Annotated in this window: 21 protein-coding genes; 12 read left to right on the forward strand and 9 right to left on the reverse strand. The window is 61.2% G+C overall.

The annotated features are described in order from the left end of the window. Window positions 1-9: 9 nt before the first annotated feature. The 4 genes from M5G18_RS04630 to M5G18_RS04645 all read right to left on the reverse strand — a co-directional run bounded on the left by M5G18_RS04630 (window position 10) and on the right by M5G18_RS04645 (window position 3,915). Complete coding sequence (locus tag M5G18_RS04630) at window positions 10-858, reverse strand: cache domain-containing protein (protein ID WP_007953267.1); 849 nt, start codon at window positions 856-858, stop codon at window positions 10-12. Window positions 859-982: 124 nt separating this feature from the next. Then, the gene (locus tag M5G18_RS04635; protein WP_273899229.1) at window positions 983-1,858 is read right to left on the reverse strand and encodes an ATPase; all 876 of its coding nucleotides are present in this window, start codon (window positions 1,856-1,858) and stop codon (window positions 983-985) included. Between the two features lie 116 nt (window positions 1,859-1,974). Beyond that, entirely contained in the window at window positions 1,975-2,967 is a 993-nt protein-coding gene (locus tag M5G18_RS04640) for an NAD-dependent epimerase/dehydratase family protein (protein ID WP_085606710.1), read from the reverse strand. 54 nt (window positions 2,968-3,021) lie between these two features. Beyond that, window positions 3,022-3,915, reverse strand: coding sequence for a LysR family transcriptional regulator ArgP (locus tag M5G18_RS04645; protein ID WP_085606712.1), 894 nt, complete (start codon window positions 3,913-3,915; stop codon window positions 3,022-3,024). Between the two features lie 96 nt (window positions 3,916-4,011). Between M5G18_RS04645 and M5G18_RS04650 the strand changes: the two genes are divergently transcribed. The 10 genes from M5G18_RS04650 to M5G18_RS04695 all read left to right on the forward strand — a co-directional run bounded on the left by M5G18_RS04650 (window position 4,012) and on the right by M5G18_RS04695 (window position 18,011). Further along, complete coding sequence (locus tag M5G18_RS04650; RefSeq protein ID WP_273899227.1) at window positions 4,012-4,413, forward strand: ACT domain-containing protein; 402 nt, start codon at window positions 4,012-4,014, stop codon at window positions 4,411-4,413. 5 nt (window positions 4,414-4,418) lie between these two features. After that, entirely contained in the window at window positions 4,419-5,021 is a 603-nt protein-coding gene (locus M5G18_RS04655) for a LysE/ArgO family amino acid transporter (RefSeq protein ID WP_011335710.1), read from the forward strand. A 176-nt stretch (window positions 5,022-5,197) separates the two neighbouring features. Next, entirely contained in the window at window positions 5,198-5,794 is a 597-nt protein-coding gene (locus tag M5G18_RS04660) for a superoxide dismutase (protein ID WP_003227660.1), read from the forward strand. Window positions 5,795-6,150: 356 nt separating this feature from the next. Then, window positions 6,151-8,202 carry a putative bifunctional diguanylate cyclase/phosphodiesterase gene (locus tag M5G18_RS04665; RefSeq protein ID WP_007953246.1) on the forward strand — a complete coding sequence of 684 codons (2,052 nt, stop codon included), beginning with the start codon at window positions 6,151-6,153 and terminating at the stop codon, window positions 8,200-8,202. A 196-nt stretch (window positions 8,203-8,398) separates the two neighbouring features. Next, window positions 8,399-9,745: an imelysin family protein gene (locus tag M5G18_RS04670; protein WP_273899223.1), complete on the forward strand. Its 1,347-nt coding sequence runs from the start codon at window positions 8,399-8,401 to the stop codon at window positions 9,743-9,745. Window positions 9,746-10,038: 293 nt separating this feature from the next. Next, on the forward strand, window positions 10,039-11,466 hold the full coding sequence (locus M5G18_RS04675; protein WP_273899222.1) for a di-heme oxidoreductase family protein: 1,428 nt from the start codon (window positions 10,039-10,041) through the stop codon (window positions 11,464-11,466). A gap of 26 nt (window positions 11,467-11,492) precedes the next feature. Next, complete coding sequence (locus M5G18_RS04680; RefSeq protein ID WP_007953243.1) at window positions 11,493-12,557, forward strand: imelysin family protein; 1,065 nt, start codon at window positions 11,493-11,495, stop codon at window positions 12,555-12,557. 14 nt (window positions 12,558-12,571) lie between these two features. Next, window positions 12,572-13,672, forward strand: coding sequence for a DUF1513 domain-containing protein (locus M5G18_RS04685; RefSeq protein ID WP_273899220.1), 1,101 nt, complete (start codon window positions 12,572-12,574; stop codon window positions 13,670-13,672). 147 nt (window positions 13,673-13,819) lie between these two features. Then, window positions 13,820-14,968, forward strand: a complete 1,149-nt coding sequence (locus tag M5G18_RS04690; protein WP_273899217.1) for an efflux RND transporter periplasmic adaptor subunit — start codon at window positions 13,820-13,822, stop codon at window positions 14,966-14,968. Between the two features lie 13 nt (window positions 14,969-14,981). Continuing rightward, window positions 14,982-18,011, forward strand: coding sequence for a multidrug efflux RND transporter permease subunit (locus M5G18_RS04695; protein WP_273899216.1), 3,030 nt, complete (start codon window positions 14,982-14,984; stop codon window positions 18,009-18,011). Between the two features lie 84 nt (window positions 18,012-18,095). Here M5G18_RS04695 and M5G18_RS04700 read toward each other — a convergent pair whose 3' ends face one another. The 5 genes from M5G18_RS04700 to colR form a co-directional block, all read right to left on the reverse strand. Then, a complete protein-coding gene (locus M5G18_RS04700; protein ID WP_011335717.1) occupies window positions 18,096-18,323 on the reverse strand; it encodes a hypothetical protein in 228 nt (75 codons plus the stop codon). 2 nt (window positions 18,324-18,325) lie between these two features. Further along, entirely contained in the window at window positions 18,326-19,039 is a 714-nt protein-coding gene (locus M5G18_RS04705; RefSeq protein ID WP_273899214.1) for a lipopolysaccharide kinase InaA family protein, read from the reverse strand. 4 nt (window positions 19,040-19,043) lie between these two features. Then, entirely contained in the window at window positions 19,044-19,712 is a 669-nt protein-coding gene (locus M5G18_RS04710; protein ID WP_273899212.1) for a class I SAM-dependent methyltransferase, read from the reverse strand. Between the two features lie 162 nt (window positions 19,713-19,874). Next, window positions 19,875-21,149: a sensor histidine kinase gene (locus M5G18_RS04715; RefSeq protein ID WP_273899210.1), complete on the reverse strand. Its 1,275-nt coding sequence runs from the start codon at window positions 21,147-21,149 to the stop codon at window positions 19,875-19,877. After that, window positions 21,139-21,822, reverse strand: coding sequence for a two-component system response regulator ColR (gene colR / locus M5G18_RS04720; RefSeq protein WP_007953224.1), 684 nt, complete (start codon window positions 21,820-21,822; stop codon window positions 21,139-21,141). Before colR ends, M5G18_RS04715 begins: the two co-directional genes overlap by 11 nt. A gap of 203 nt (window positions 21,823-22,025) precedes the next feature. Here colR and M5G18_RS04725 point away from each other — a divergent pair, with 203 nt between their 5' ends. Beyond that, window positions 22,026-23,975 (forward strand): LTA synthase family protein, encoded by a 1,950-nt coding sequence (locus M5G18_RS04725; RefSeq protein ID WP_273899208.1) that lies wholly within the window; start codon window positions 22,026-22,028, stop codon window positions 23,973-23,975. Between the two features lie 51 nt (window positions 23,976-24,026). Next, the gene (locus M5G18_RS04730; RefSeq protein ID WP_273899206.1) at window positions 24,027-24,770 is read left to right on the forward strand and encodes a phosphatase PAP2 family protein; all 744 of its coding nucleotides are present in this window, start codon (window positions 24,027-24,029) and stop codon (window positions 24,768-24,770) included. Window positions 24,771-24,812: the final 42 nt, after the last annotated feature.

Raw genomic sequence — 24,812 nt, forward strand, 5'->3', positions numbered from 1 at the left:
TTTCAGCAATCAAGCACTGTAATAACCGACCGCCACCAGCATGTTCCCGACCTTCTTCAGGTAGGCATGCTTGTCCTCGACCTTGCCGGTCACCGGGTTTTTCCAGCGGTACTCGTACTCGCCCTCATCCTGTTTGCCGATCAGCGCCAGAATCGGCTCGCCCACCGGTTTGCCTTCCGGGTCATCGACCTTGGCAAAATCGGTGTTGATCAGACGCAAATTCGTGCCGTGGGCGACGTAGCGCTTGTTGTCGAGATTGACCACGAACACATACAGGTCGTCCTGCAGGTAACCGCCCTTGAGCGAGTTGATCGCGGACAGCGTGCCCTTCTCGTCCTTGGTCAAATCGGTGGCCGCTTTGTCGAGCAACGCTTTCGCCTGTTCCGCCGACGCGCGCGGCAAGTAGTAACCCACCGCCAGAATCCGCTGACCGATGCGTTGATAGTAAACGTGCTTGCGCTCAACCTTGCCGTCGGACCAGTTCTGCCAGCGGTATTCGGCCTGCTGGATGCCGTTGCCTTCCGGCACTTTCAAGGCGTCCTTGAAGGACTTCTGCAAGTCCGGCCCGAGGACTTCGCTGACGTCGCGACCGATCAATGCCGACGACGGCCCGCCGCTGGCAAGCATCACGCCCTTGGTGTCGACCACGAACACGTAACGGTCCTTGTCGACGAATTCGCCCTGACGGCTGAACGCCGCGAACGCCTTGTCGCCGTTGTCGTGGTAATAGGCCAGCGCCTTTTCCAGCAAGGCGATGGCGGCCTTGCTGTCATCTTTTTCCGTGGTGGCCGCGTTGGCCTGACCGAAACTCAACAGCAGCACCGCGCCGAGCCAGGCCAGCTTGTGCACAAACCCCATGACGCATCCCTCGTTCTTGTTGGTGTTTCAAGAGCGTAGACGGCCTGAAGGCATGTATGGATATTCAGAAAGCTTCTGAATGTTGCTGTGGCGAGGGCGTTCATTCCCTCGCCACACAAGAGGCTTACGGACGGGCGTTGAGTTGCTGTTGCAGGTTCTGGATCTGCGCTTGCAGGGTGTTGATGTTGCGGGTCATCTGCCCACGGAACGCATCGAATTCGGCGGTGTTGGTGCCGCCCTGCGCAGCGGCCGGACGGTTGTCCTGCTCGCTCTTGAGGATGACGATTTCCTGCTCCAGACGATCGATCGCAGGGTTCGACCCACCTTGTTTTTTCAGGGCCGTGATGTCGGCACCGAGGCTCTTGAACTGCGCATCGAACCCCTTCACCTGTGCATCGAAGCTCTTGAGCTGGGCGTCGAGCTTGCTGGTGTCGGCCGGCGTGCTTTTCAGCGTGGCCAGCTCGGCGCTCAGGGCTTTGACCTGGGCCTGCAACTGGGTGTTGGCGTTCTGTTGTTCGGTGGTCTGGGCGGTCATCTGCGCCAAGCGCTTGTCCAGATCCGTCGCTTGCCCGGCCACGCCTTGCTGCTGTTTGCTCTGATCCTGAAGGGCGCTTTGCAACTGTTTGATCTGCAGCTTCAGGGCTTCGCTGTCGGTGGTGACGTTGGTCTGGCTGGCCACGACCTTGCCGGAAATGTCCTGCAGGCGCCCCGCCGCTTCCTCACTGATGCGCGCGAAACTTTCCTGGGTCGCCACCAGTTGCTGCTCCATCAGCGAAATCTGCTGGAAGCTCCACCAGGCCAGACCGATGAAGGCGAAGAACAATGCGCCGACCAATGCCCACAACGGCCCGGTGCTGGCGGCCTTGACCTTGACCACCGGCGGCGTGCGCGAATGCACGGTGGTGCGGGCGGTGGCCGGGAAATCGTCGTCATCGAGGGTATCGGCGCGCAGGCTCGGTACATCGTCGAAATCGTCGTGGGCATCGTTACGCATGGACATTGAGGCAACCTTTGTGAAACGCGGTGATGGCAGATTGGGGCGAAGTATAAACCCCGCGGCCGCTGGGGTTGACCCTCAAGCCGTGGCGCGGTTCAGTGCCGGCCGGCAGATTCGTATCAACGAATGTCCTGGGCCTTCCACCAGCCACAGAACTCATCGAGGGCCGTCCACAGACTGACTTTCGGATCGTAGTCCAGATAATGCCGGGCGCGACTGATGTCGAGGGTGAAATTTTTGTTCATCACCTGCATGCCCAGGCGCGACAGGGTCGGCTCGGGACGCCCGGGCCAGAGCTTGCACACCCCTTCGTTGAGCGCCGCCACGCTGTAGGCCAGTCCGTAGGAACGGTACTTGGTGACCTGTGGGACTTCCATCTTGCGCATCACGTAATTGACCACATCCCACAGCGGCACCGGAGCGCCGTTGCTGATGTTGTAGGCCTTGCCCAGCGCGGAAGTATCGGCCAGCAAACTGCTGAGCAACGCTTCGTTGAGGTTGTGCACGCTGGTGAAATCGACCTTGTTCAGACCGTTGCCGATGATCGCCAGACGGCCCTTGCGCTGCATGTTCAGCAAGCGCGGGAAGATGCTCATGTCGCCGGCGCCGGTGACGAAACGCGGGCGCAGAGCGAGGGTTTCGAGTCCGAATTCCTGGGCGCCGAAGACCTTTTGCTCGGCCAGGTATTTGGTCGCGGCGTAGTGATGCTTGAAGCGCTTGGGCACTTGTTCTTCGGTCAGGCCGAGATGGTCGCGACCGTCAAAGTAGATCGAGGGCGACGACAGATGCACCAGCCGCCGAACCCGTTGTTTCAGGCAAGCCTCGACCACGTTTTCGGTGACCTGCACATTGCCCTGATGGAAGTCCTGATAGCGTCCCCACAAGCCGACCGCACCGGCGCAATGCACCACGGCTTCGACATCGCTGCACAGCGCACGCACCAGATCCGGGTCGCTCAAATCGCCTTGAACGAACTCGGCACCGCGACGCACCAGATGCTCGACACCCTCGGCCCGGCGACCGTTGACCCGCACGTCCAGGCCCTGCTCCAGGGCGAAACGCGCAAAGCGTCCGCCAATGAAGCCGCTTGCGCCGGTGACCAGAATTTTCATGTAGAGCTCCGCTGTCTTTCGTTTTGCCTGATTCGTGAGTCTTGACGCTGGCCGTCAGTCCAACGGCACCAGCCATTGCGCCGACGAGCGCACCAATTGCTCGGTCAACAGCCCGAGCAACTGACCGCCATTGCGCCAATGATGCCAGTACAAGGGCACGTCGATCGGTTTATCTGGCAACAGTTCACGCAGTACGCCGCGCTCCAGTTGCTCGCGCACCTGCAATTCCGGCACCAGTCCCCAGCCGAGCCCGGCTTCGGTCAGGCGGATGAAACCTTCGGACGACGGGCACAGGTGATGTTCGAAACCGCCATCGACGCCGAGGGACGCGAGGTATCGATGCTGGAGAAAATCGTCCGGGCCGAAGACCAATGCGGGGGTGCGTGGCAATTGTTCGGCCCGCACACCGTCGGGAAAATGCCGCTCGATGAACGCCGGGCTGGCCAGCGCCCGATAGCGCATCGCCCCGAGCAGCACGCTGCGCGCGCCTGCCACCGGTCGCTCGCTGGCGCACAGGCAACCGGCTACTTCACCAGCGCGCATGCGCTTGAGGCCGACGGTCTGGTCTTCGACGATCAGATCAAGCAATAGATGTTGTTCGGCGCAGAAGTCGCCCACCGCCTCGGCCCACCAGGTGGCGAGGCTGTCGGCATTCAGGGCGATACGCAGGCGCTCCGGCAGGCCTTCTTCGTCCAGCGCCGGCACCAGCGTCTGCAAATCCCGTTCAAGCAGGCGCACCTGCTGCACATGGTTGAGCAGACGCCGACCAATTTCGGTGGGCGACGGCGGCGTGCCGCGCACCAAAACCGGCTGGCCAACCCGCGCCTCCAGCAGTTTGATCCGCTGGGATATCGCCGATTGCGAAAGGCCCAGCACCTGCGCCGCCCGTTCGAATCCGGCCTGCTCGACCACGGCGGCCAGAGCGGAAAGTAATTTGTAGTCGAACATCAGTTTTCCTAATGAGCGATCAGCACTATTGGTTTTTCTTATACAGCGTCAACCGGGAGAATAGCCAGCAAGCACTCTTTATCAAGGACCACCCCCATGGCTGGCGAAACCTCATTGACCACCCTGCTGCGCAGCATGAGCCCGCAGCTCAATGCCGGCGAATACGTGTTCTGCACCTTGCGCGACGGTCAGTTGCCGAGCGGTCTGGAAGTTGTAGGCAGTTTCCGAGAACAGGAAGGCCTGACGGTGATTCTCGAACGTTCCCACGCCGAGCGCGCCGGTTTCAGCTTCGACTACGTCGCAGCCTGGATCACCTTGAACGTGCACTCGGCGCTGGAAGCGGTCGGCCTGACCGCCGCATTCGCCACCGCACTGGGCAAGGCCGGCATCAGTTGCAACGTGATCGCCGGTTATTACCACGACCATCTGTTCGTCGGTCAGGCCGACGCCGAACGTGCCATGAAAGTGCTGCGCGATCTCGCAGCCAACGCGGAGTAACCGTCATGTGGCAAAGCTATACCAACGGTTTGCTGGTGGCGTTCGGGCTGATCATGGCGATTGGTACGCAGAATGCTTTTGTCCTGGCGCAGAGCCTGCGGCGTGAACATCACCTGCCGGTCGCCGCGCTGTGCGTCGCCTGTGATGCGTTGCTGGTGGCGGCAGGTGTGTTCGGTCTGGCCACGGTGCTGGCGCAGAACCCGACCTTGCTGGCGGTTGCCCGCTGGGGCGGCGCGGTGTTCCTGATCTGGTACGGCAGCCAGGCGTTGCGCCGGGCCTGCTCGAAACAGAGCCTGCAACAGGGTGAAAACCAGACCGTGCGTTCGTTGCGGGCGGTGATGCTCAGCGCACTGGCGGTGACCCTGCTCAACCCGCACGTCTATCTCGACACCGTTTTGCTGATCGGCTCCCTCGGTGCGCAACAGTCGGTGCCCGGCGCTTATGTCGTGGGCGCGGCGAGTGCTTCGCTGCTGTGGTTCTTCACCCTGGCGTTCGGCGCGGCATGGCTCGCACCATGGCTGGCGCGGCCGAGTACGTGGCGGATTCTTGATCTGCTGGTGGCGGTGATGATGTTCACCGTGGCAGGGCAATTGATATTGGCGTCCTGAATTATTCCAAAAGGCTCTGGAACCTCTATCCCACACAGTTGTTGCGTGGTTAAGCCGCACCCCCGGTGCTATGATCCGAACCCTGCGCCGCAAAGAGTAAAAACTCGCCGGTGCATTTCTGGCCGCCCGTGATCGGCCTTGCGCTCACCGCAACAGACCTGATTAGGAGAATCATCATGGCTTTCGAATTGCCGCCGCTGCCTTACGCACACGATGCCCTGCAGCCGCACATTTCCAAGGAAACCCTGGAATTCCACCACGACAAGCACCACAACACCTACGTCGTGAACCTGAACAACCTGGTGCCAGGCACCGAGTTCGAAGGCAAGACCCTGGAAGAAATCGTCAAGACTTCCTCGGGCGGCATCTTCAACAACGCCGCTCAGGTCTGGAACCACACCTTCTACTGGAACTGCCTGGCGCCAAACGCCGGCGGTCAACCAACCGGCGCACTGGCTGAAGCCATCAACGCGGCTTTCGGTTCGTTCGACAAGTTCAAGGAAGAGTTCAGCAAAACCTCGATCGGCACCTTCGGTTCCGGCTGGGGCTGGCTGGTGAAAAAGGCTGACGGTTCCCTGGCTCTGGCCAGCACCATCGGCGCCGGCAACCCGCTGACCAGCGGCGACACCCCGCTGCTGACCTGCGACGTGTGGGAACACGCTTACTACATCGACTACCGTAACCTGCGTCCTAAGTACGTCGAGGCGTTCTGGAACCTGGTCAACTGGAAGTTCGTGGCCGAGCAGTTCGAAGGCAAGACCTTCACCGCTTAAGCTGCACGCCAGACAAAAAACCCGGTTATTGCCGGGTTTTTTTCTGCCCGCAGAAATCATCACGGGTGCGTCCCATCACAAACAGGGCCTTTTCCCACACGCAAAGCAGCCCTTCTCGCCTTGCTCCCAAGCCACGGCGAACTACCATCAAAAGAGGAAAAATTGTCCGACGCCCCTCAAGTTGGAGGCCAAAACTACCGACACAGTACAAATAGGGCAAATACTCCAGACAGCAGCATTTCGGCCAAGGCCACGGACAAATTTTCCGCGGCTCGATTGTCCCTTTGACTGCCAACACGGGATTGCCAATACTCATGGCAACTTGACGCTACCCGCACGGAACAAGGAATAACCCTTTGAAGCTGGAACTCAAGAACAGCTTGTCGGTGAAGTTGCTCCGGGTCGTGCTCCTGTCGGCATTGATCGTCGGCGTGGTCTTGAGCTGCGCGCAGATCGTTTTCGATGCCTATAAAACACGCCAGGCCGTCGCCGGCGATGCCGAACGCATCCTCGACATGTTCCGCGATCCCTCCACCCAGGCTGTCTACAGCCTGGACCGGGAGATGGGCATGCAGGTGATCGAAGGCCTGTTCCAGGACGACGCCGTGCGCCAGGCCTCCATCGGCCATCCCAACGAAGCGATGCTCGCGCAGAAATCCCGTGAGCTGCAGCATTCCAACAGTCGCTGGCTGACCGACCTGATCCTCGGCCAGGAGCGCACGTTTACCACCCAACTGGTGGGACGTGGGCCGTATAGCGAGTATTACGGCGACCTGAGCATTACCCTCGACACGGCCACCTACGGTCAGGGTTTCATCGTCAGCTCGGTGATCATCTTCATTTCCGGCGTGTTGCGCGCCCTGGCCATGGGCCTGGTGCTGTACCTGGTCTATCACTGGCTGCTGACCAAACCGCTGTCGCGGATCATCGAACACCTCACCGAGATCAATCCGGACCGCCCCAGCGAACACAAGATTCCGCAGCTCAAGGGCCACGAGAAAAACGAACTGGGGATCTGGATCAACACCGCCAACCAGTTGCTCGAATCCATCGAACGCAATACCCACCTGCGCCACGAGGCAGAAAACAGCCTGCTGCGCATGGCCCAATACGATTTCCTCACCGGCCTGCCGAATCGCCAGCAATTGCAGCAGCAACTGGACAAGATTCTGGTGGATGCCGGCAAGCTGCAGCGCCGGGTTGCGGTGTTGTGTGTCGGACTGGATGACTTCAAAGGCATCAACGAACAATTCAGCTACCAGACTGGCGACCAATTGCTGCTGGCCCTGGCTGATCGTCTACGCGCCCACAGCGGTCGCCTCGGCGCCCTCGCCCGACTCGGCGGTGACCAGTTCGCGCTGGTGCAGGCCGATATCGAACAGCCTTACGAAGCGGCGGAACTGGCGCAGAGCATTCTCGATGACCTCGAAGCGCCGTTCGCCCTCGATCATCAGGAAATCCGTCTGCGCGCCACCATCGGCATCACCCTGTTCCCGGAGGATGGCGACAGCACCGAGAAACTGTTGCAGAAGGCCGAGCAGACCATGACCCTGGCCAAGACCCGCTCGCGCAACCGCTATCAGTTCTATATCGCCAGCGTCGACAGCGAGATGCGCCGCCGTCGCGAACTGGAAAAAGACCTGCGCGACGCGCTGTTGCGCGACCAGTTCTACCTCGTCTATCAGCCGCAGATCAGCTACCGCGATCATCGCGTAGTCGGGGTCGAGGCATTGATCCGCTGGCAGCATCCGGAACACGGTCTGGTGCCGCCGGACCTGTTCATCCCGCTGGCCGAGCAGAACGGCACCATCATCGCCATCGGCGAATGGGTGCTGGATCAGGCCTGCAAGCAACTGCGCGACTGGCACGATCAGGGCTTCGTCGACCTGCGCATGGCGGTCAACCTGTCCACCGTGCAACTGCACCACGCCGAACTGCCGAGAGTGGTCAATAACCTGTTGCAGATGTACCGCCTGCCGCCGCGCAGTCTGGAGCTGGAAGTCACCGAAACCGGCCTGATGGAAGACATCAGCACCGCCGCTCAGCACCTGTTGAGCCTGCGCCGCTCTGGTGCGTTGATCGCCATCGACGACTTCGGCACCGGCTATTCGTCGCTGAGCTATCTCAAGAGTCTGCCGCTGGACAAGATCAAGATCGACAAGAGCTTCGTCCAGGACCTGCTGGATGACGACGATGACGCGACCATCGTTCGCGCCATCATTCAACTGGGCAAGAGCCTCGGCATGCAGGTGATCGCCGAGGGCGTGGAAACCGCCGAACAGGAAACCTACATCATCTCCGAAGGCTGCCACGAAGGTCAGGGCTACCACTACAGCAAACCGCTGCCGGCGCGGGAGTTGAGCGTTTATCTCAAGCAGGCCCAGCGTAGCAACGCGGCCATCCTCTGAAACCTGTCTGCGAAGCCCGGCAAAACCCTTGATCCGCCGGGCGTGGTCTACGCTGTTGATCCAGCGCAGACCCCGCGCAAATAGGAAATATTTCCAGCTACAACCCTTTACACATAATGCGAAAGATTTGCATTATGTCGCAGCTTTTGCGCACCCCCGCGCCTGTCCACTCAATTACCGAAGCAGGATGTTCGCCATGATTCGTATGCCTCTGGCTACCGCCAGTCTGCTGGCCATCGCTATTTCCCTCGCCGGTTGCGGCGAAGGTAAAGACAAAGAAAAGGCCGCCGCTCCTGCGCCGACTCCGGCTGCGAGCACCGCTGCACCGGCTGCGCCTGCTGCTGCCGGTAAAGTCGACGAGGCCGCCGGCAAAGCCGTTGTCTCGCACTACGCCGACATGGTCTTCGCCGTTTACAGCGATGCCGAATCCACCGCGAAAACCCTGCAAACCGCCATCGACGCGTTCCTCGCCAAGCCGAACGCCGACACCCTGAAAGCCGCCAAGGCTGCCTGGGTTGCCGCTCGCGTTCCTTACCTGCAGAGCGAAGTGTTCCGCTTCGGCAACACCATCATCGACGACTGGGAAGGTCAGGTGAACGCCTGGCCTCTGGACGAAGGCCTGATCGACTACGTCGACAAATCCTACGAACACGCACTGGGCAACCCGGGCGCCACCGCCAACATCATCGCCAACACCGAAGTACAGGTCGGCGAAGACAAGGTCGACGTCAAGGACATCACTCCGGAAAAACTCGCCAGCCTGAACGAGCTCGGCGGTTCCGAAGCCAACGTTGCTACCGGCTACCACGCCATCGAATTCCTGCTCTGGGGCCAGGACCTGAACGGCACCGGCCCTGGTGCCGGCAACCGTCCTGCGTCGGACTACCTGGAAGGCAAAGGCGCCACCGGCGGTCACAACGATCGTCGTCGTGCCTACCTGAAAGCCGTGACCCAGCTGCTGGTCAGCGACCTGGAAGAAATGGTCGGTAACTGGAAGCCGAACGTTGCCGACAACTACCGCGCCACCCTGGAAGCCGAACCGGCTGAAAGCGGCCTGCGCAAAATGCTGTTCGGCATGGGCAGCCTGTCCCTGGGCGAGCTGGCTGGCGAGCGCATGAAAGTGTCCCTGGAAGCGAACTCCCCGGAAGACGAACAGGATTGCTTCAGCGACAACACCCACAACTCGCACTTCTACGATGCCAAGGGCATTCGTAACGTTTACCTGGGCGAGTACACCCGTGTCGACGGCACCAAAATGACCGGCGCCAGCCTGTCGTCGCTGGTGGCCAAGGTTGACCCGGCTGCCGACACCGCACTGAAAGCCGATCTGGCCGCCACCGAAGCCAAGATCCAGGTCATGGTCGATCACGCCAACAAGGGTGAGCACTACGACCAGTTGATCGCGGCCGGCAACACCGCCGGCAACCAGATCGTCCGCGACGCCATCGCTTCGCTGGTCAAGCAGACCGGTTCGATCGAAGCCGCTGCCGGCAAACTGGGCATCAGCGACCTGAACCCGGACAACGCCGATCACGAGTTCTGATCACAGGGTCCGAGTTAAAAAAGGCGACCTTCGGGTCGCCTTTTTCATAGCTGCTATTTGTGGTGATGCTGATGGCCCCATCGCTGGCAAGCCAGCTCCCACAAGTACCGCGGTGTTTGCAATCTCTGTGTTCACCACCAAACCCTGTGGGAGCTGGCTTGCCAGCGATGGCAGCACCTCGATCTAAAGCCAAACCCTGCCCCACATCAAGCAAACGATAATTCCTCTTATTCAATCCCCCCTGCCCTGTTAGACTTTGCGCCTTTGATTTTGCCCTTCTTGCAGGAAGTCTGATGCCCTCGCTGCCTCTTCGCTTGTCCGCACTGTTTCTGGCCCTGGGCCTGAGTGCCTGCGATGACGCCCCGCGTTTCACCAAGGCCGAGCCGGGTGAGGCTCGTTCCGGCGGCGCGGCGACCGTGCGCAAGAGCGATCAGAACGCGTTTTCCCTGCCGTCCGCCAACCTGCCGCCCTCGCGGCGGGTGGACTTCAGCGTCGGCAACAGCTTCTTCCGCAGCCCGTGGGTGATCGCGCCGTCGACCACCACCGCTCGCGATGGTCTCGGCCCACTGTTCAACACCAACGCCTGCCAGAACTGCCACATCAAGGACGGTCGCGGCCATCCGCCGACGCCAGATGCGGCCAACGCGGTTTCAATGCTGGTGCGTCTGTCGATTCCCGATGCGCCGGCCTATGCCAAGGTCATCGAACAGGTGGGCGTGGTGCCCGAGCCGGTCTACGGCGGCCAGTTCCAGGACATGGCCGTCCCCGGCGTCGCGCCGGAAGGCAAGGTGCGGGTCGATTACACGCCAGTGCCGGTGCGCTTCAAGGACGGCACCGAGGTCGAGCTGCGTAAACCGGTCTTGCAGATCACCCAGCTCGGCTACGGCCCGATGCACCCGGACACGCGTTTTTCTGCGCGAGTGGCTCCGCCGATGATCGGCCTGGGCCTGCTCGAAGCGATCCCCGAGGAAGCGATCCTCGCCAACGCCGCCGCGCAGGCCAAAGAGAACAACGGCATCAACGGCCGGCCAAACCGGGTCTGGGACGATGAGCAGCACAAGACCGTCATGGGGCGATTTGGCTGGAAAGCCGGCCAGCCGAACCTCAATCAACAAAATGTTCACGCGTTTTCTGGTGATATGGGCCTCACCACCAGCCTGAGACCGTTTGATGACTGCACCGACGCGCAAACCGCCTGCAAACAGGCGCCGAACGGCAACGGCCCGGACGGCGAACCTGAAGTCAGCGACAACATCCTGCGCCTGGTGCTGTTCTACAGCCGCAACCTCGCCGTTCCCGCCCGTCGTGGCGTCAACGATGCGCAAGTGCTGGCCGGCAAGAATCTGTTTTTCCAGGCGGGATGCCAGTCCTGCCACACGCCGAAATACACCACCGCCGCCAACGCGGCCGAACCTGAACTGGCAAATCAAGTGATTCGCCCGTACAGCGATCTGCTGCTGCACGACATGGGCGAAGGGCTGGCGGACAACCGCACCGAATTCCAGGCTTCCGGCCGCGACTGGCGCACCCCGCCGCTGTGGGGCATCGGCCTGACGCAGGCGGTCAGCGGCCACACCCAGTTTCTGCATGACGGCCGCGCCCGCAACCTGCTCGAAGCCGTGCTCTGGCACGGCGGCGAAGCGAAGGCGGCGCAGCAACAGGTTTTGTCTTTCAACGCCGAGCAGCGTGCCGCGCTGCTGGCGTTCTTGAACTCACTTTAAACACTTAAAAGAATCGGGAGCCCGACATGTTCCGTCCCAAGCTGTTGTTCACCAGCCTTGCCGCACTGGCCCTCGGCGCGTGCTCGCCGCAGGATCCGCAAGCCGTCACCTCGGCGGCCATCGCCAAATCGGTGATCCTGCCGACCTACACCCGCTGGGTCGAAGCCGACAAGCAACTGGCCGTCAGCGCCCTCGCCTACTGCCAGGGCAAAGAGTCGCTGGACACCGCCCGTGCCGACTTCCTGCACGCGCAGAAAGCCTGGGCCGAGTTGCAACCGCTGTTGATCGGCCCGCTGGCCGAGGGCAACCGTTCGTGGCAGGTGCAGTTCTGGCCAGACAAGAAAAACCTGGTCGGCCGTCAGGTCGAGCAACTGGTCACCGCGCAGCCGCAGATCGATGCCGCCGCACTGGCCAAGTCCAGCGTCGTGGTTCAAGGCCTGTCCGCTTACGAGTACATCCTGTTCGACGCCAAGCCTGACGTGGCCAACGACGCGCAGAAAGCCAAGTACTGCCCACTGCTGGTAGCCATCGGCGAACGTCAGAAACAACTGGCCGAAGAGATTCTCAGCAGCTGGAACAACACCGACGGCATGCTCGCGCAGATGAGCAAGTTCCCGAACCAGCGCTACGCCGACTCCCACGAAGCGATCGCCGATCTGCTGCGGGTACAGGTCACCGCCCTCGACACTCTGAAGAAAAAACTCGGCACCCCGATGGGCCGCCAGAGCAAGGGTGTGCCTCAGCCGTTCCAGGCTGACGCATGGCGCAGCCAGTCGTCCATGGAGTCGCTGGAAGCCAGCCTCGCAGCGGCCAAAACCGTCTGGGAAGGCGTCGACAACAAAGGCCTGCGCGGCCTGCTGCCGGCTGAACAAAAGCCGCTGGCGGACAAGATCGATGCAGCCTACGCGGCATCGCTCAAACTGTTCGGCAGCACTCAGCGCTCGCTGACCGAAATGCTCAACGATGACGCCGGTCGCCAGCAGCTCAACGACATCTACGACAGCCTCAACGTCGTCCACCGCCTGCACGAAGGCGAGCTGGCCAAGGCGCTGGGCATCCAACTGGGCTTCAACGCCAACGACGGTGACTGATGAGGGCACGTGCCATGCTGCGACGCCAGGCTCTGACTTTAGGTAGTTTGCTGCTGGGAGCAGTGACACTGGGCGGCTGGACGCTGTTCAAGCGCAAGGACCAAAGCCCGCTGCTGCTGTCGGCGCGGGACGACACCGACGGCAAGCATTACGCCGTCGGTTATCGGCTGGACGGCACCCAGGTGTTTGCCACCGAAGTCGGCCAGCGCTGCCACGACATCATCAATCACCCGACGCTGCCAATCGCGCTGTTCGTCGCCCGCCGGCCGGGCACCGAGAGCTACCTGATCGACCTGCGCAACGGTGGATTGCTGCAAACCGTGACGTCGCAGCCGAACCGGCACTTCTACGGCCACGCGGTGATCCACCACAGCGGCGACTACCTGTACGCCACCGAAAACGACACCACCGATCCGGGCCGTGGCCTGCTCGGGGTGTACAAATTCGAAGGCGAACGGCTGGTGCACAGCGGCGAGATTTCCACCCACGGTCTCGGCCCGCATCAGGTGTCGTGGATGCCCGACGGTGAAACCCTGGTGGTGGCCAACGGCGGGATCCGCACCGAGGCCGAAAGCCGGGTCGACATGAACCTCGACGCCATGGAACCGAGCCTGGTGCTGATGCAACGCGACGGCACCCTGCTGAGCAAGGAAACCCTCGCCCAGCAGATGAACAGCGTGCGCCACCTGGGGATCGCCAGCGACGGCACCATCGTCGCCGGCCAGCAATTCATGGGGCCTTCCCATGAGCGCTCGGAGCTGCTGGCGATCAAACGTCCCGGTCAGCCATTCGTGGCGTTCCCGGTGCCGGAGCATCAGTTGCAGTCGATGGGGCATTACACCGCCAGCGTCGCCGTGCACAGCGAGCTGCGCCTGGTGGCACTGACCGCACCGCGCGGCAACCGCTTCTTCATCTGGGATCTGGACAGCGGCGAAGTGCGCCTCGACGCCCCGCTGCCCGACTGCGCCGGCGTCGGTGCGGTGAAGGACGGGTTTGTCGTGACCTCCGGTCAGGGACGTTGCCGCTACTACGATTGCCGCCAGGACGATCTGCTGGCCAAACCGCTGGATTTGCCCGCAGGGCTCTGGGACAACCATCTTCATCTGATGGCCTGAAATTCGCCGCCGACCGTTCGGTCGGCGGCACCGCTTTTTTGTATCGCCTCCCCTCATACCCGGTAAAAACTGGCAGTTGGAATCCCTGCCGGACTCGGGGTAATGTGCCCGCCTGTCTCGCCTGATTTTCTCCAAGGAACTGGAAATATGCTGCGTCGCCGCATGCTGATCATGTTGGGTGTTGTACTGCTGATCGTTCTGCTTCTCGCCGGTTACAAGGCCTTCTCGATCTATACGATGATCCAGGGCTTTTCGAAACCGAAGCCGCCGATCAGCGTCGCCGTGGCCACGGCCGTCGAGCGCCCGTGGCAGATGCGTCTGCCCACCGTTGGCACGCTGAAGGCGCTGCAAGGCGTCGACCTGAGTCTGGAGAACGCCGGCACCGTCACCGAGCTGAAGTTCGAATCGGGGCAGAAGGTCAAGGCCGGCCAACCCTTGCTGCAACTGGACAGCGCCGTCGAAGCCGCCTTCCTCGAAACCGCGAAGGCCGATCTCGGCCTCGCACAGCTGGATTACGGTCGCGGCAGCCAGCTCGTCGGCAGCAGCGCCATCTCCAAAGGCGAATTTGACCGGCTCTCGGCGCAGTTGCAAAAGAACAAGGCGACGGTCAATCAACTCAACGCAGCGCTGGCGAAAAAACGCATCGTCGCGCCCTTCAGCGGCACCATCGGCATCCGCCTGGTGGACATCGGCGACTACCTCGCCAGCGGCACCAAGATCGCCACCCTGCAGGATCTGAGCAGCCTTTACGCCGACTTCTACGTGCCCGAACAGTCGGTGCCGAAACTGGCCATTGGTCAGCCGGTGCAGATTACAGTCGCGGCGTATCCCGGCCAGCACTTCACCGGCGCCATCACCGCGATCAACCCGATCGTCGAAAGCACCACCCGCAACATTCTGGTCCGCGCCACCCTGGCCAACCCCGACGGCAAGTTGCTGCCGGGCATGTTCACCAGCATCGAGGTGCTGCTGCCGGATCCGCAGAAACACATCGTGGTTCCGGAAAGTGCGATCACCTACACCCTCTACGGCAACTCGACGTACGTGGTCACCCAGAAAAAAGCCGAAGACGGCACCGTCGAAAAAGACGACAAGGGCCAGCCGGTACTGATCGCCGAGCGTCGGTTCGTCGAGACCGGCGAACGCCGCGAAGGTCAGGTGATGATCAACAAGGGCGTGCAGAGCGGCGAACAGGTGGTGACGGCCGGCCAGATCAAACTGGACAACGGCGCCCACATTGCCATCAGCGACGACAAGACCCTCGGCGAGCAGAACAGTCCGGCCCGCGCCGACTGATCAAGGAAACCCCATGGCTTTTACCGATCCGTTCATCCGCCGCCCGGTGCTCGCCACCGTGGTCAGCCTGCTGATTGTGCTGCTGGGCTTCCAGGCCTGGAGCAAGCTGCCGCTGCGCCAGTATCCGCAAATGGAAAACGCCCTGATCACGGTGACCACCGCGTACCCCGGGGCTAACGCCGAAACCATCCAGGGCTACATCACCCAGCCGATGCAACAGAGCCTGGCCAGCGCCGAGGGCATCGACTACATGACCTCGGTCAGTCGCCAGAACTTCTCGGTGATTTCGATCTACGCGCGCATCGGTTCCAACAGCGACCGCTTGTTTACCGAACTGCTGGCCAAGGCCAACGAGGTGAAGAACAAACTGCCTCAGGACGCCGAGGATCCGGTGCTGAGCAAGGAGGCCGCCGACGCCTCGGCGCTGATGTACATCAGCTTCTTCAGCAAGGAGCTGAACAACCCGCAGATCACCGACTACCTGTCACGGGTGATCCAGCCGAAACTGGCGACCCTGCCGGGCATGGCCGAGGCGGAGATTCTCGGCAACCAGGTGTTCGCCATGCGCCTGTGGATCGATCCGGTGAAACTCGCCGGTTTCGGCCTCAGCGCCAGCGACGTGACCAACGCGGTGCGCCAATACAACTTCCTCTCCGCCGCCGGCGAAGTGAAAGGTGAGTACGTGGTCACCAGCATCAATGCCAACACCGAGCTGAAGTCCGCCGAAGCCTTCGGCAAGATTCCGCTCAAGGTCAGTGGCGACAGCCGGGTGCTGCTCAGCGATGTGGCACGAGTGGAGATGGGCGCGGAAAACTACAACTCCATCAGTTCGTTCGGCGGCACGCCCTCGGTGTACATCGGGATCAAGGCCACGCCCGGCGCAAACCCGCTGGAAGTGATCAAGGAAGTGCGCAAGATCATGCCGGAGCTGGAAGCCCAGTTGCCGCCCAACCTCAAGAGCGAGATCGCCTACGACGCCACGCTGTTCATCCAGGCCTCCATCGACGAAGTGGTGAAAACCCTGTTCGAGGCGGTGCTGATCGTGATCGTGGTGGTGTTCCTGTTCCTCGGTGCCCTGCGTTCGGTAGTGATTCCGGTGGTGACCATTCCGCTGTCGATGATCGGCGTGATGTTCTTCATGCAGATGATGGGCTACTCGATCAACCTGCTGACCCTGCTGGCGATGGTGCTGGCCATCGGGCTGGTGGTGGACGACGCGATTGTGGTGGTGGAAAACATCCACCGGCACATCGAGGAAGGCAAGACACCAATGGAGGCCGCGCTCGAAGGCGCCCGGGAAATCGCCATGCCGGTGGTGTCGATGACCATCACCCTGGCGGCGGTGTACGCACCGATCGGTTTTCTCACCGGGCTGACCGGGGCGCTGTTCAAGGAGTTTGCGCTGACCTTGGCCGGGGCGGTGGTGATCTCCGGCGTCGTCGCCCTGACCCTGTCGCCAATGATGTGCGCCGTGCTGCTGCGCCACGATGAAAACCCCACGGGTCTGGCCCACCGCCTCGACCGGATTTTCGAAAGCCTCAAGCGCCGCTACCAGAGCATGCTGCACGGCACGCTCAATACCCGGCCGGTGGTGCTGGTGTTTGCGGTGATCGTGCTGTGCCTGATTCCGGTGCTGCTCAAGTTCACCAAGTCGGAACTGGCACCCGACGAAGACCAGGGCATCATTTTCATGATGGCCAACGCCCCGCAGCCGACCAACCTCGATTACCTGAACACCTACACCGACGAGTTCATCAAGATCTTCAAGGAGTTCCCGGAGTACTACTCCTCGTTCCAGATCAACGGCTACAACGGGGTGCAGAGCGGCATCGGCGGTTTCCTGCTCAAGCCGTGGAACGAGCGCAGTCGCACGCAAATGGAAATCCTCCCCGAGGTGCAGGGCAGACTCGAGGGCATTCCGGGCCTGCAGATCTTCGGTTTCAACCTGCCATCGCTGCCCGGCACCGGTGAAGGCCTGCCGTTCGAGTTCGTGATCAACACCGCCAATGACTACGAGCTGTTGCTGCAAGTGGCCGACCGGATCAAGAAGCGCGCCATGGAATCGGACAAATTCGCCTTCGTCGACCTCGATCTGGCTTTCGACAAACCCGAAGTGGTGGTCGACATCGACCGCGCCAAGGCTGCGCAGATGGGCGTGTCGATGCAGGATCTGGGCGGCACCCTCGCCACTCTGCTGGGCGAAGCCGAGATCAACCGGTTCACCATCGAAGGCCGCAGCTACAAGGTCATCGCCCAGGTCGAACGGGCCTACCGCGACAACCCGGACTGGCTGAACAATTACTACGTGAAAAACACCCAGGGCGAACTGCTGCCACTGTCGACCCTGATCACCGTGACCGACCGCGCACGACCGCGACAGCTCAACCAGTTCCAGCAACTCAACGCGGCCAAGCTGTCCGGGTTCCCGCTGGTGAGCATGGGAGAAGCCATTGACAGCGTGTTGCAGATTGCCCGGGAAGAAGCCCCGGCCGGTTTTGCTTTCGATTACGGCGGCGCATCGCGGCAGTTCGTCCAGGAAGGCAGCGCGCTGTGGGTGACCTTCGCGTTAGCGCTGGCGATCATTTTCCTGGTGCTGGCGGCGCAGTTCGAAAGTTTCCGCGACCCGCTGGTGATTCTGGTGACCGTGCCGCTGTCGATCTGCGGGGCGCTGATTCCGCTGTTTCTCGGCTGGTCGAGCATGAACATCTACACCCAGGTCGGGCTGGTGACGCTGATCGGGCTGATCAGCAAGCACGGGATCCTGATCGTCGAGTTCGCCAACCAGTTACGAAAGGAGAAGGGCCTGACACCCCGTGAGGCGGTGGAGGAAGCGGCGGCTATTCGTCTGCGCCCGGTGTTGATGACCACCGCGGCGATGGTGTTCGGCATGGTGCCGCTGATCGTGGCTACCGGCGCCGGTGCGGTCAGCCGTTTCGACATCGGGACGGTGATTGCCACCGGGATGTCGATCGGGACATTGTTCACGCTGTTTGTCCTGCCCTGCGTTTACACCTTGCTGGCGAAACCCGATCCCAAGGCATGACGCAGTAAAAAAAGCCATGACTCAATAAAAAAGGCCCCGCATCAGCGAGGCCTTTGGCTCTTGTAGAAAGAGATTTCAATCGATTCAACTCTGCGGCCTCATCCCTTGAGAAAGTCCGAACATGAACAGCAACAGATCATGATCGGGTTGTGTGGCCACGGCGGCTTTCGCCACCCGTGGCATCGGGCAATGCGGATCGCTCGCCGAGGCGCCGATCACCTGCATGCGTGGCTGTTCCCAGGCCGCCACCGCCAATGATGCAACTGCCAAGGCTCCTACCAGAAACAAACCTCGAGCAATTTCTAGTTTCATCGCTATAAACCTTTGATAGCGCTGCCAAACGCCGTCTCATAAAAGTAGACGAGTTTTTTCCAGTCTGTCGCGCTGAACGACGAGTGGCGGCGCAATTGCTTCATGTCATGGGCAGCCGCGCGATGAGCGGTCAGACGCTGACGGCATTTTTCCAGATCGATCAGGGCGACTTCGACCTTGGCCGACTCACCTTCGCCCGTCACCCGCACAAACACGTGCTTGATGTAGATGCAGCTGTGCTGCCAACGGCCCTTGTGCATGCGCGCCAGGTTTTCGGCGAGGTCCTTGAGCACGCGCTCATAGACGGCTTCGCCATATTGCTCGCGACCGCCGCCGGCTTCCCAATGCTCAAGCTCCTGAAAGCCATCGAGGGATTTGGTCACCAACAGCGCACGCCATTTGAATTTCGGATCGGGCTGGGCACCGCAGAACACGATTTCGGGGACTCGAACGCCGAGCTTGGCAACGCCCGTCAGCGCATCGAGCTCGCGCAATACGGTCGGTCGGCCGAACGGGTGCTGCCAGCTGCGATAGATATGTCCGGTCTGGCGTTTGGCATACAGCAGCTGGCCATCGCGCCCCATGACCCGTTGCACACCACTTTCGCCACCACGGCGCACATTGGGTTCCTCGACCCACTCGCCACGCTGGTTCCAGTAGTAGTCGAAGCGATCCTCGGGAGCGACTTCCGCTTCTGCTGCAAATTGCACTGCCATCCTCTTACCTCTTGCGTAATACGTAGACTCGCCACATGGCATAGAGCGGAATAAAGTCCAGTTGTTCCTGGATCCGGAATCCCGCGTCTTCGAATTCCTTTTCAACTGTTGCGGCCGGTAACACAAACCGGTTCTGGTAACCCTCCTGACCACGCTTTTGCTCGGCGCGCTTGCGTTTCCAGGCCTTGAAATTGCCGTCCACCCACAGCGAAATGATCACGCTGTCCCGGGTGACACGCTCGAACTCGCGCAGAATCGCCCGGCGGTGTTCGGCCTCGCCGATGTGATGCAGCAGTCGCATGCAGAAAATGCTGTCGACGGCGTTATCAGGCAAGGCGATGTCGAACGCAGACGTGTGCAAGGGTTGTACCCGTTTCACCACATCCGCCGGTTGCGCCTGCATGGCGGTCTTGATCATCGACTCGGAGTTGTCCGCTCCGATGATCACCCGGTTGGGCTTTTCCGCGAGCAATGGCCAGAAACGTCCTGCGCCGCAGGGCAGGTCGAGCACCAGTCCAGGCTCACCAACGAGGGTCAATGCCTTGCGGGCCAACTGCTGATCCCGCCAGTTGGACAAACGACGCCCCAGACCGTCCTGGTGTTTGCGCAGGTACTTCTGCGCATGGTTGTCGTCGTACTTTTCGGAAAAATCGAGTTTGATCGGGCCGGCCATCACCAGGACTCCTGAATTACTGATGACGCCACCTTAAGCAGCGGCGTGTCAGCGTCAGGTCATCCCTTTGTGAAAAAAACGTCATGTAAATCGGCAAACTATTTCAAGGTTATACAGGAATTGGACAGGTTGGCGGGAGTACCCTCATCAACCGGCTGATCTTCAGCGCTTGCCCAGATCGACCTCGAAACGGCAGCCATTGGGCTCCATCGTGCTCAATGTGACGCTCCAGCCTTCGTTCTCACAAATGCGCTGAACCAGCGACAAGCCCAATCCAAGCCCTTCGCCGCGCTTTTCGTTGCCGCGTACAAACGGCTGGAACATGGCTTCACGTTTTTCCTCGGGGATGCCCACGCCCGAGTCCTCGACCACGAAACCGTTCTCATTGAGCGTCAGGCGAATAAACCCCTGCTCCGTGTAGTGCAAGGCGTTACGCAGCAAGTTGCCCATCACGGCATTGAGCAGCGTCGCGTTGTAACGAGTGTCGGGCGGGTTTCCCGGTTCGAAAATCAGCTGCAAGCCTTTGGATTCGATGGGCTCGCGCCACAGACAGAGCAAGTTGTCGGCCACTTGCGCGAGGGTGTGCCGGGGCGCGGCGCCAGCGTCTTCGCGCTGGGCACGGGCGAGCATCAGGAAGGTCTGCACCAGTTCGCGCATCTCCTCACTGGCGCGCGCGATGCGTTGAACCTGGGCCTTGCCGCGCTGATCGATACCCGGGTTTTCCAGCAGCAGTTCACAGGAACTGGCCAGCACCATCAGCGGTGTACGCAATTCGTGGCTGACGTCGCTGGTGAACAGTCGCTCCCGCGTCAGCGCCTGACGCAGACGTCCAAGCGTGGCATCGAACGCCACCGCCAGTTCGCCCACCTCGTCTGCCGCGTAGTCCGGCGCCAGCGGAGGCGCCAGTCCGAGCAACTGGTCGCGATGGCGCACCTGGCGGGCAAGACGCACCACCGGGGCCATCACCTTGCGCGCCAGCACCCAGCCAAGGAACACCGCCAGCGCCAGACTGAGCACGAAGCCCACCAGCACCACGGCGAACAGCACGCGCTCGCGCTCTTCGAAATCGCTTTGATCCTGCAGCAGCACATAGCGGCGACCGTCGACCACCTCGACCATCGCGTGGTACGACAGCTGCTCGCGAAAGACTTCATGGAAACCCGAATCCAGGTGCCGCAGGTCCTTGGGCAGCTCGAAATCGCCCGGCCCGCCGCTGAAGTAGAACAACTGATCCGGCTCCGGCCGATGGCTCCAGTCCGAGACGTTGTCCATCAGCAGCAGGCGTTGCAGATCCCCGCCCAGCCCGGCGGAAATCAGTTTTTCCTCGACCAGGTGCACGGTCGCGACGATGCCCATCGCAAACGCGCCGGCCACCAGCGCGCTCATCAGCGCAAAGGCGATGATGATCCGCTGGGCAAGGCTTTGCTTAAACTCCATCGCGGCCCTCGGCCAGGCGATAACCCACGCCATGCACGGTGTGCAGCAATGGCTTGGCGAATGGTTTGTCGATCACCTGACGCAATTGGTGGACATGGCTGCGCAGGCTGTCGCTGTCCGGGCAGTCATCGCCCCACAGCGCTTCTTCGAGAATTTCCCGACGCAGGACATGCGGGCTCTTTTGCATCAGCACCGCCAGCAGTTTGAGGCCGACCGGGTTGAGCTTGAGCAGTTTGCCTTCGCGGGTCACTTCGAGGGTATCGAGGTCGTAGCTCAGATCACCGACCTGCAGGGCACGACGACCGCCGCCCTGAGTGCGGCGCATCACCGCTTCGACCCGGGCTGCCAGTTCCGACAGCGCGAACGGTTTGACCAGATAATCGTCGGCCCCGGACTTGAAGCCCTGCAAGCGGTCATCGAGCTGATCGCGAGCGGTGAGCATGATCACCGGCGTATCGCGACGAGCGTCTTCGCGCAGGCGCTTGCACAGGGTGTAGCCGTCGATGCCCGGCAGCATGATGTCGAGCACGATCAGGTCGTAGTGCTCGGTGGCGGCCAGATGCAGGCCCGACAGACCGTCCTGGGCGCAATCGACGGTGTAGCCTTTGAGCCCCAGGTAATCGGCCAGATTGGCCAGGATATCGCGGTTGTCTTCGACCAATAGAATTCGCATGGGCACCTCCTCCGTACACGGTAGCGGCCGTCTTGGCCCGCGCAGCTTACGACCATCGCCGACTCAGGGCTAGGGCGGCAAGCCCCACAAATCGAGTCTTTCAACCAAATTCATTCCTTAACAAGTTTTTCACTATCGGTTCACAACCTGACTACAGTGACAAGGCGAGACTCTCGCGCCATTAGATATAAGGAATGTAGACAATGGACTCCTTCAAGACGGCGCCTGTGCGCTTTCTGCTGCTGGTCACCGGCGCCTGGCTGGTGGTGTTTCTCCTGACCCGAACCGTACTGTTGCTGACTCATCTGGATGAGGCCGGCGGCGTGGCATTTTCCATGTTCGGCATCGGCTTGCTGTATGACCTGGGCTTTCTCGCCTATGCCGCGCTGCCGATGGGCCTGTATTTGCTGTTGTGTCCGCCGGCCCTGTGGCGCCGACGCGGTCATCGCTGGTTCCTTCAGGGACTGCTGACGGTCAGTCTGTTCGCCATGCTGTTCACCTCCGTGGCCGAATGGCTGTTCTGGGACGAGTTCGGTGTGCGCTTCAACTTCATCGCCGTCGACTATCTGGTGTATTCCGATGAAGTCTTGAACAACGTGCTGGAGTCTTACCCGATCGGCACGTTGCTGAGCATTCTTGCGCTGCTCGCGGTGGCGCTGAGTTTCGCGTTGCGCAAACCTTTCAACGCGGCGCTGGACGCCCCGCTGCCGCCATTGCGCGGTCGTCTGCTCAATGCCCTCGGTCTGTTGGTCGTCGCGGGACTGAGTCTGCAACTGCTCAGTCAGGACGCGCCGCGCGCTCAGGGCGGCAATGCCTATCAAAATGAACTGGCGAGCAATGGCCCGTATCAGTTCTTCGCCGCGTTCCGTAACAACGAACTGGACTATGGCCAGTTCTACAGCAGTCTGTCGCCGGAAAAAGTCGCCGGCCAGATTCGTGCTGAATTGAGCGAACCCAACGCGCGCTTCATCGGCCAGGATCCACAGGACATCCGCCGGGTGATCGACAACCCGGGCACTGTGCGCAAACCGAACATCGTGCTGGTGACCATCGAAAGCCTCAGTGCCAAGTACCTGGGCAGCAATGGCGATGAGCGCAACCTGACACCGAATCTGGATGCCTTGCGCAAGCAGAGTCTGTACTTCAACAACTTCTACTCCACCGGCACCCGCACCGACCGGGGCCTGGAAGCCATCACGCTGGCCATTCCGCCGACGCCGGGCCGTTCGATCGTCAAGCGCATCGGCCGCGAAAGTGGCTTCGCCAGCCTCGGCCAGCAACTCAGCGCCGTCGGCTACGACAGCGTGTTCGTCTACGGCGGACGCGGTTATTTCGACAACATGAACGCGTTCTTCAGCGGCAACGGCTACCGCGTCGTCGATCAGAGCAGCGTCGATGAATCGGAAATTCACTTCAAGAATGCCTGGGGCATGGCTGATGAGGATCTGTACAAGCAGACCCTGAAACTGGCCGATGCCGATTACGCCAGGCAGCAGCCTTTCCTGTTGCAACTGATGACCACGTCCAACCACCGCCCTTATACCTATCCGGACAACCGGATCGACATCAAGTCCGGCAACGGTCGCGATGGCGCGGTGAAATACACCGACTACGCCATCGGCCAGTTCCTGGACCAGGCGCGGCAGAAACCGTGGTTCGACAACACGATCTTCATCTTCGTCGCCGACCACACCGCCGGCAGCGCGGGCAAGGAAGACCTGCCGATCAGCAACTATCAGATCCCGCTGTTCATCTATGCGCCGAAGCTGATCGAGCCACGGGAAAACGCGCAACTGGCCAGCCAGATCGATCTCGCGCCTACCCTGCTGGGGTTGCTGAACCTGGATTACCAATCGACGTTCTTCGGTCGCAACCTGCTGCAGGACAACCCGCTGCCACCGCGGGTCGTGGTCGGCAACTATCAACATCTGGGACTGTTCGATGGCAAGGATCTGGCGATCCTCAGCCCGCGCCAGGGCCTGCGCCGGCATGACGATGCGCTGACCGAAAGCCGCGAGTCCCGGGCCGACAGCGACGACCCGCTGATCAGTCGCGCCATCACCTATTACCAAACCGCCAGTTATGGCTTCAAGCAACAGCTGCTTGGCTGGAAGGCGCCCAAGGAGGGTGCCGAGCAAATCAGCGAACGTTAATCGAAGCGCCCCGGGCTGATGCCCCGGGGCGTTTCCCGCTCTGGATATGTCATGTCATCAAGCGTTGTACGCCCTGCCCCTCGCCCGCTGAATTTCTGGTTGTGCCTGGGGATTCCCGCCGTGGCGGCCGTTATTCTGGTTCTGTTGGAGCTGACCGATCTGGACATGGATCTGGCCCGACTCTTCTATGATCCGGCTGCCGGCGACTTCATCGGCCGCCACAGTTACTTCCTGGAAAACATCCTCCACGACCGCGCCAAGCAAGTGGTGATCGCCTTTTCGGTGTTTGCCATCCTCGGGTTCATCGGCGCGTTTTTCATCGAGCGGCTCAAACCGTTCAAGCGTGAGCTGGGTTGCCTGGTGCTATCGCTGGGTCTGGCCACCTCGTTTGTCACGCCGGTGAAAGCGGTGACAGCGGTACAATGCCCATGGAGCCTCGAACAGTTTGGCGGTCACGAAACGTACAGCAAACTGCTGGATCATCGCCCGCCGACCGACAAGCCCGGTCGTTGCTGGCCGGGTGGTCATGCGGCCACCGGTTTCACCTTGTTTGCGCTGTTCTTCGTGCTGCGTGATCGCCGCCCACGGCTGGCCCGTCAGGCGTTCATCTTTGCCTTCGCACTGGGGTCGGTGTTCTCGATCAGCCGGATGATGCAGGGCGCGCACTTCTTCTCCCACAACGTGTGGACAGCGATCTTCTGCTGGCTGATCTGTCTGGGCTCGTACTACTGGGTTTTGTATCGCCCGGCAGCCAAGGCTGAAGCAAACACGCAGGCCCGTCCGGTCAACGCCTGATCTCTGAAGCGCGGGCAATAAAAAACCCCGTCTGCTCACGCA

It is taken from the genome of Pseudomonas aphyarum (genome assembly GCF_028657055.1).
Taxonomy (GTDB): domain Bacteria; phylum Pseudomonadota; class Gammaproteobacteria; order Pseudomonadales; family Pseudomonadaceae; genus Aquipseudomonas; species Aquipseudomonas aphyarum.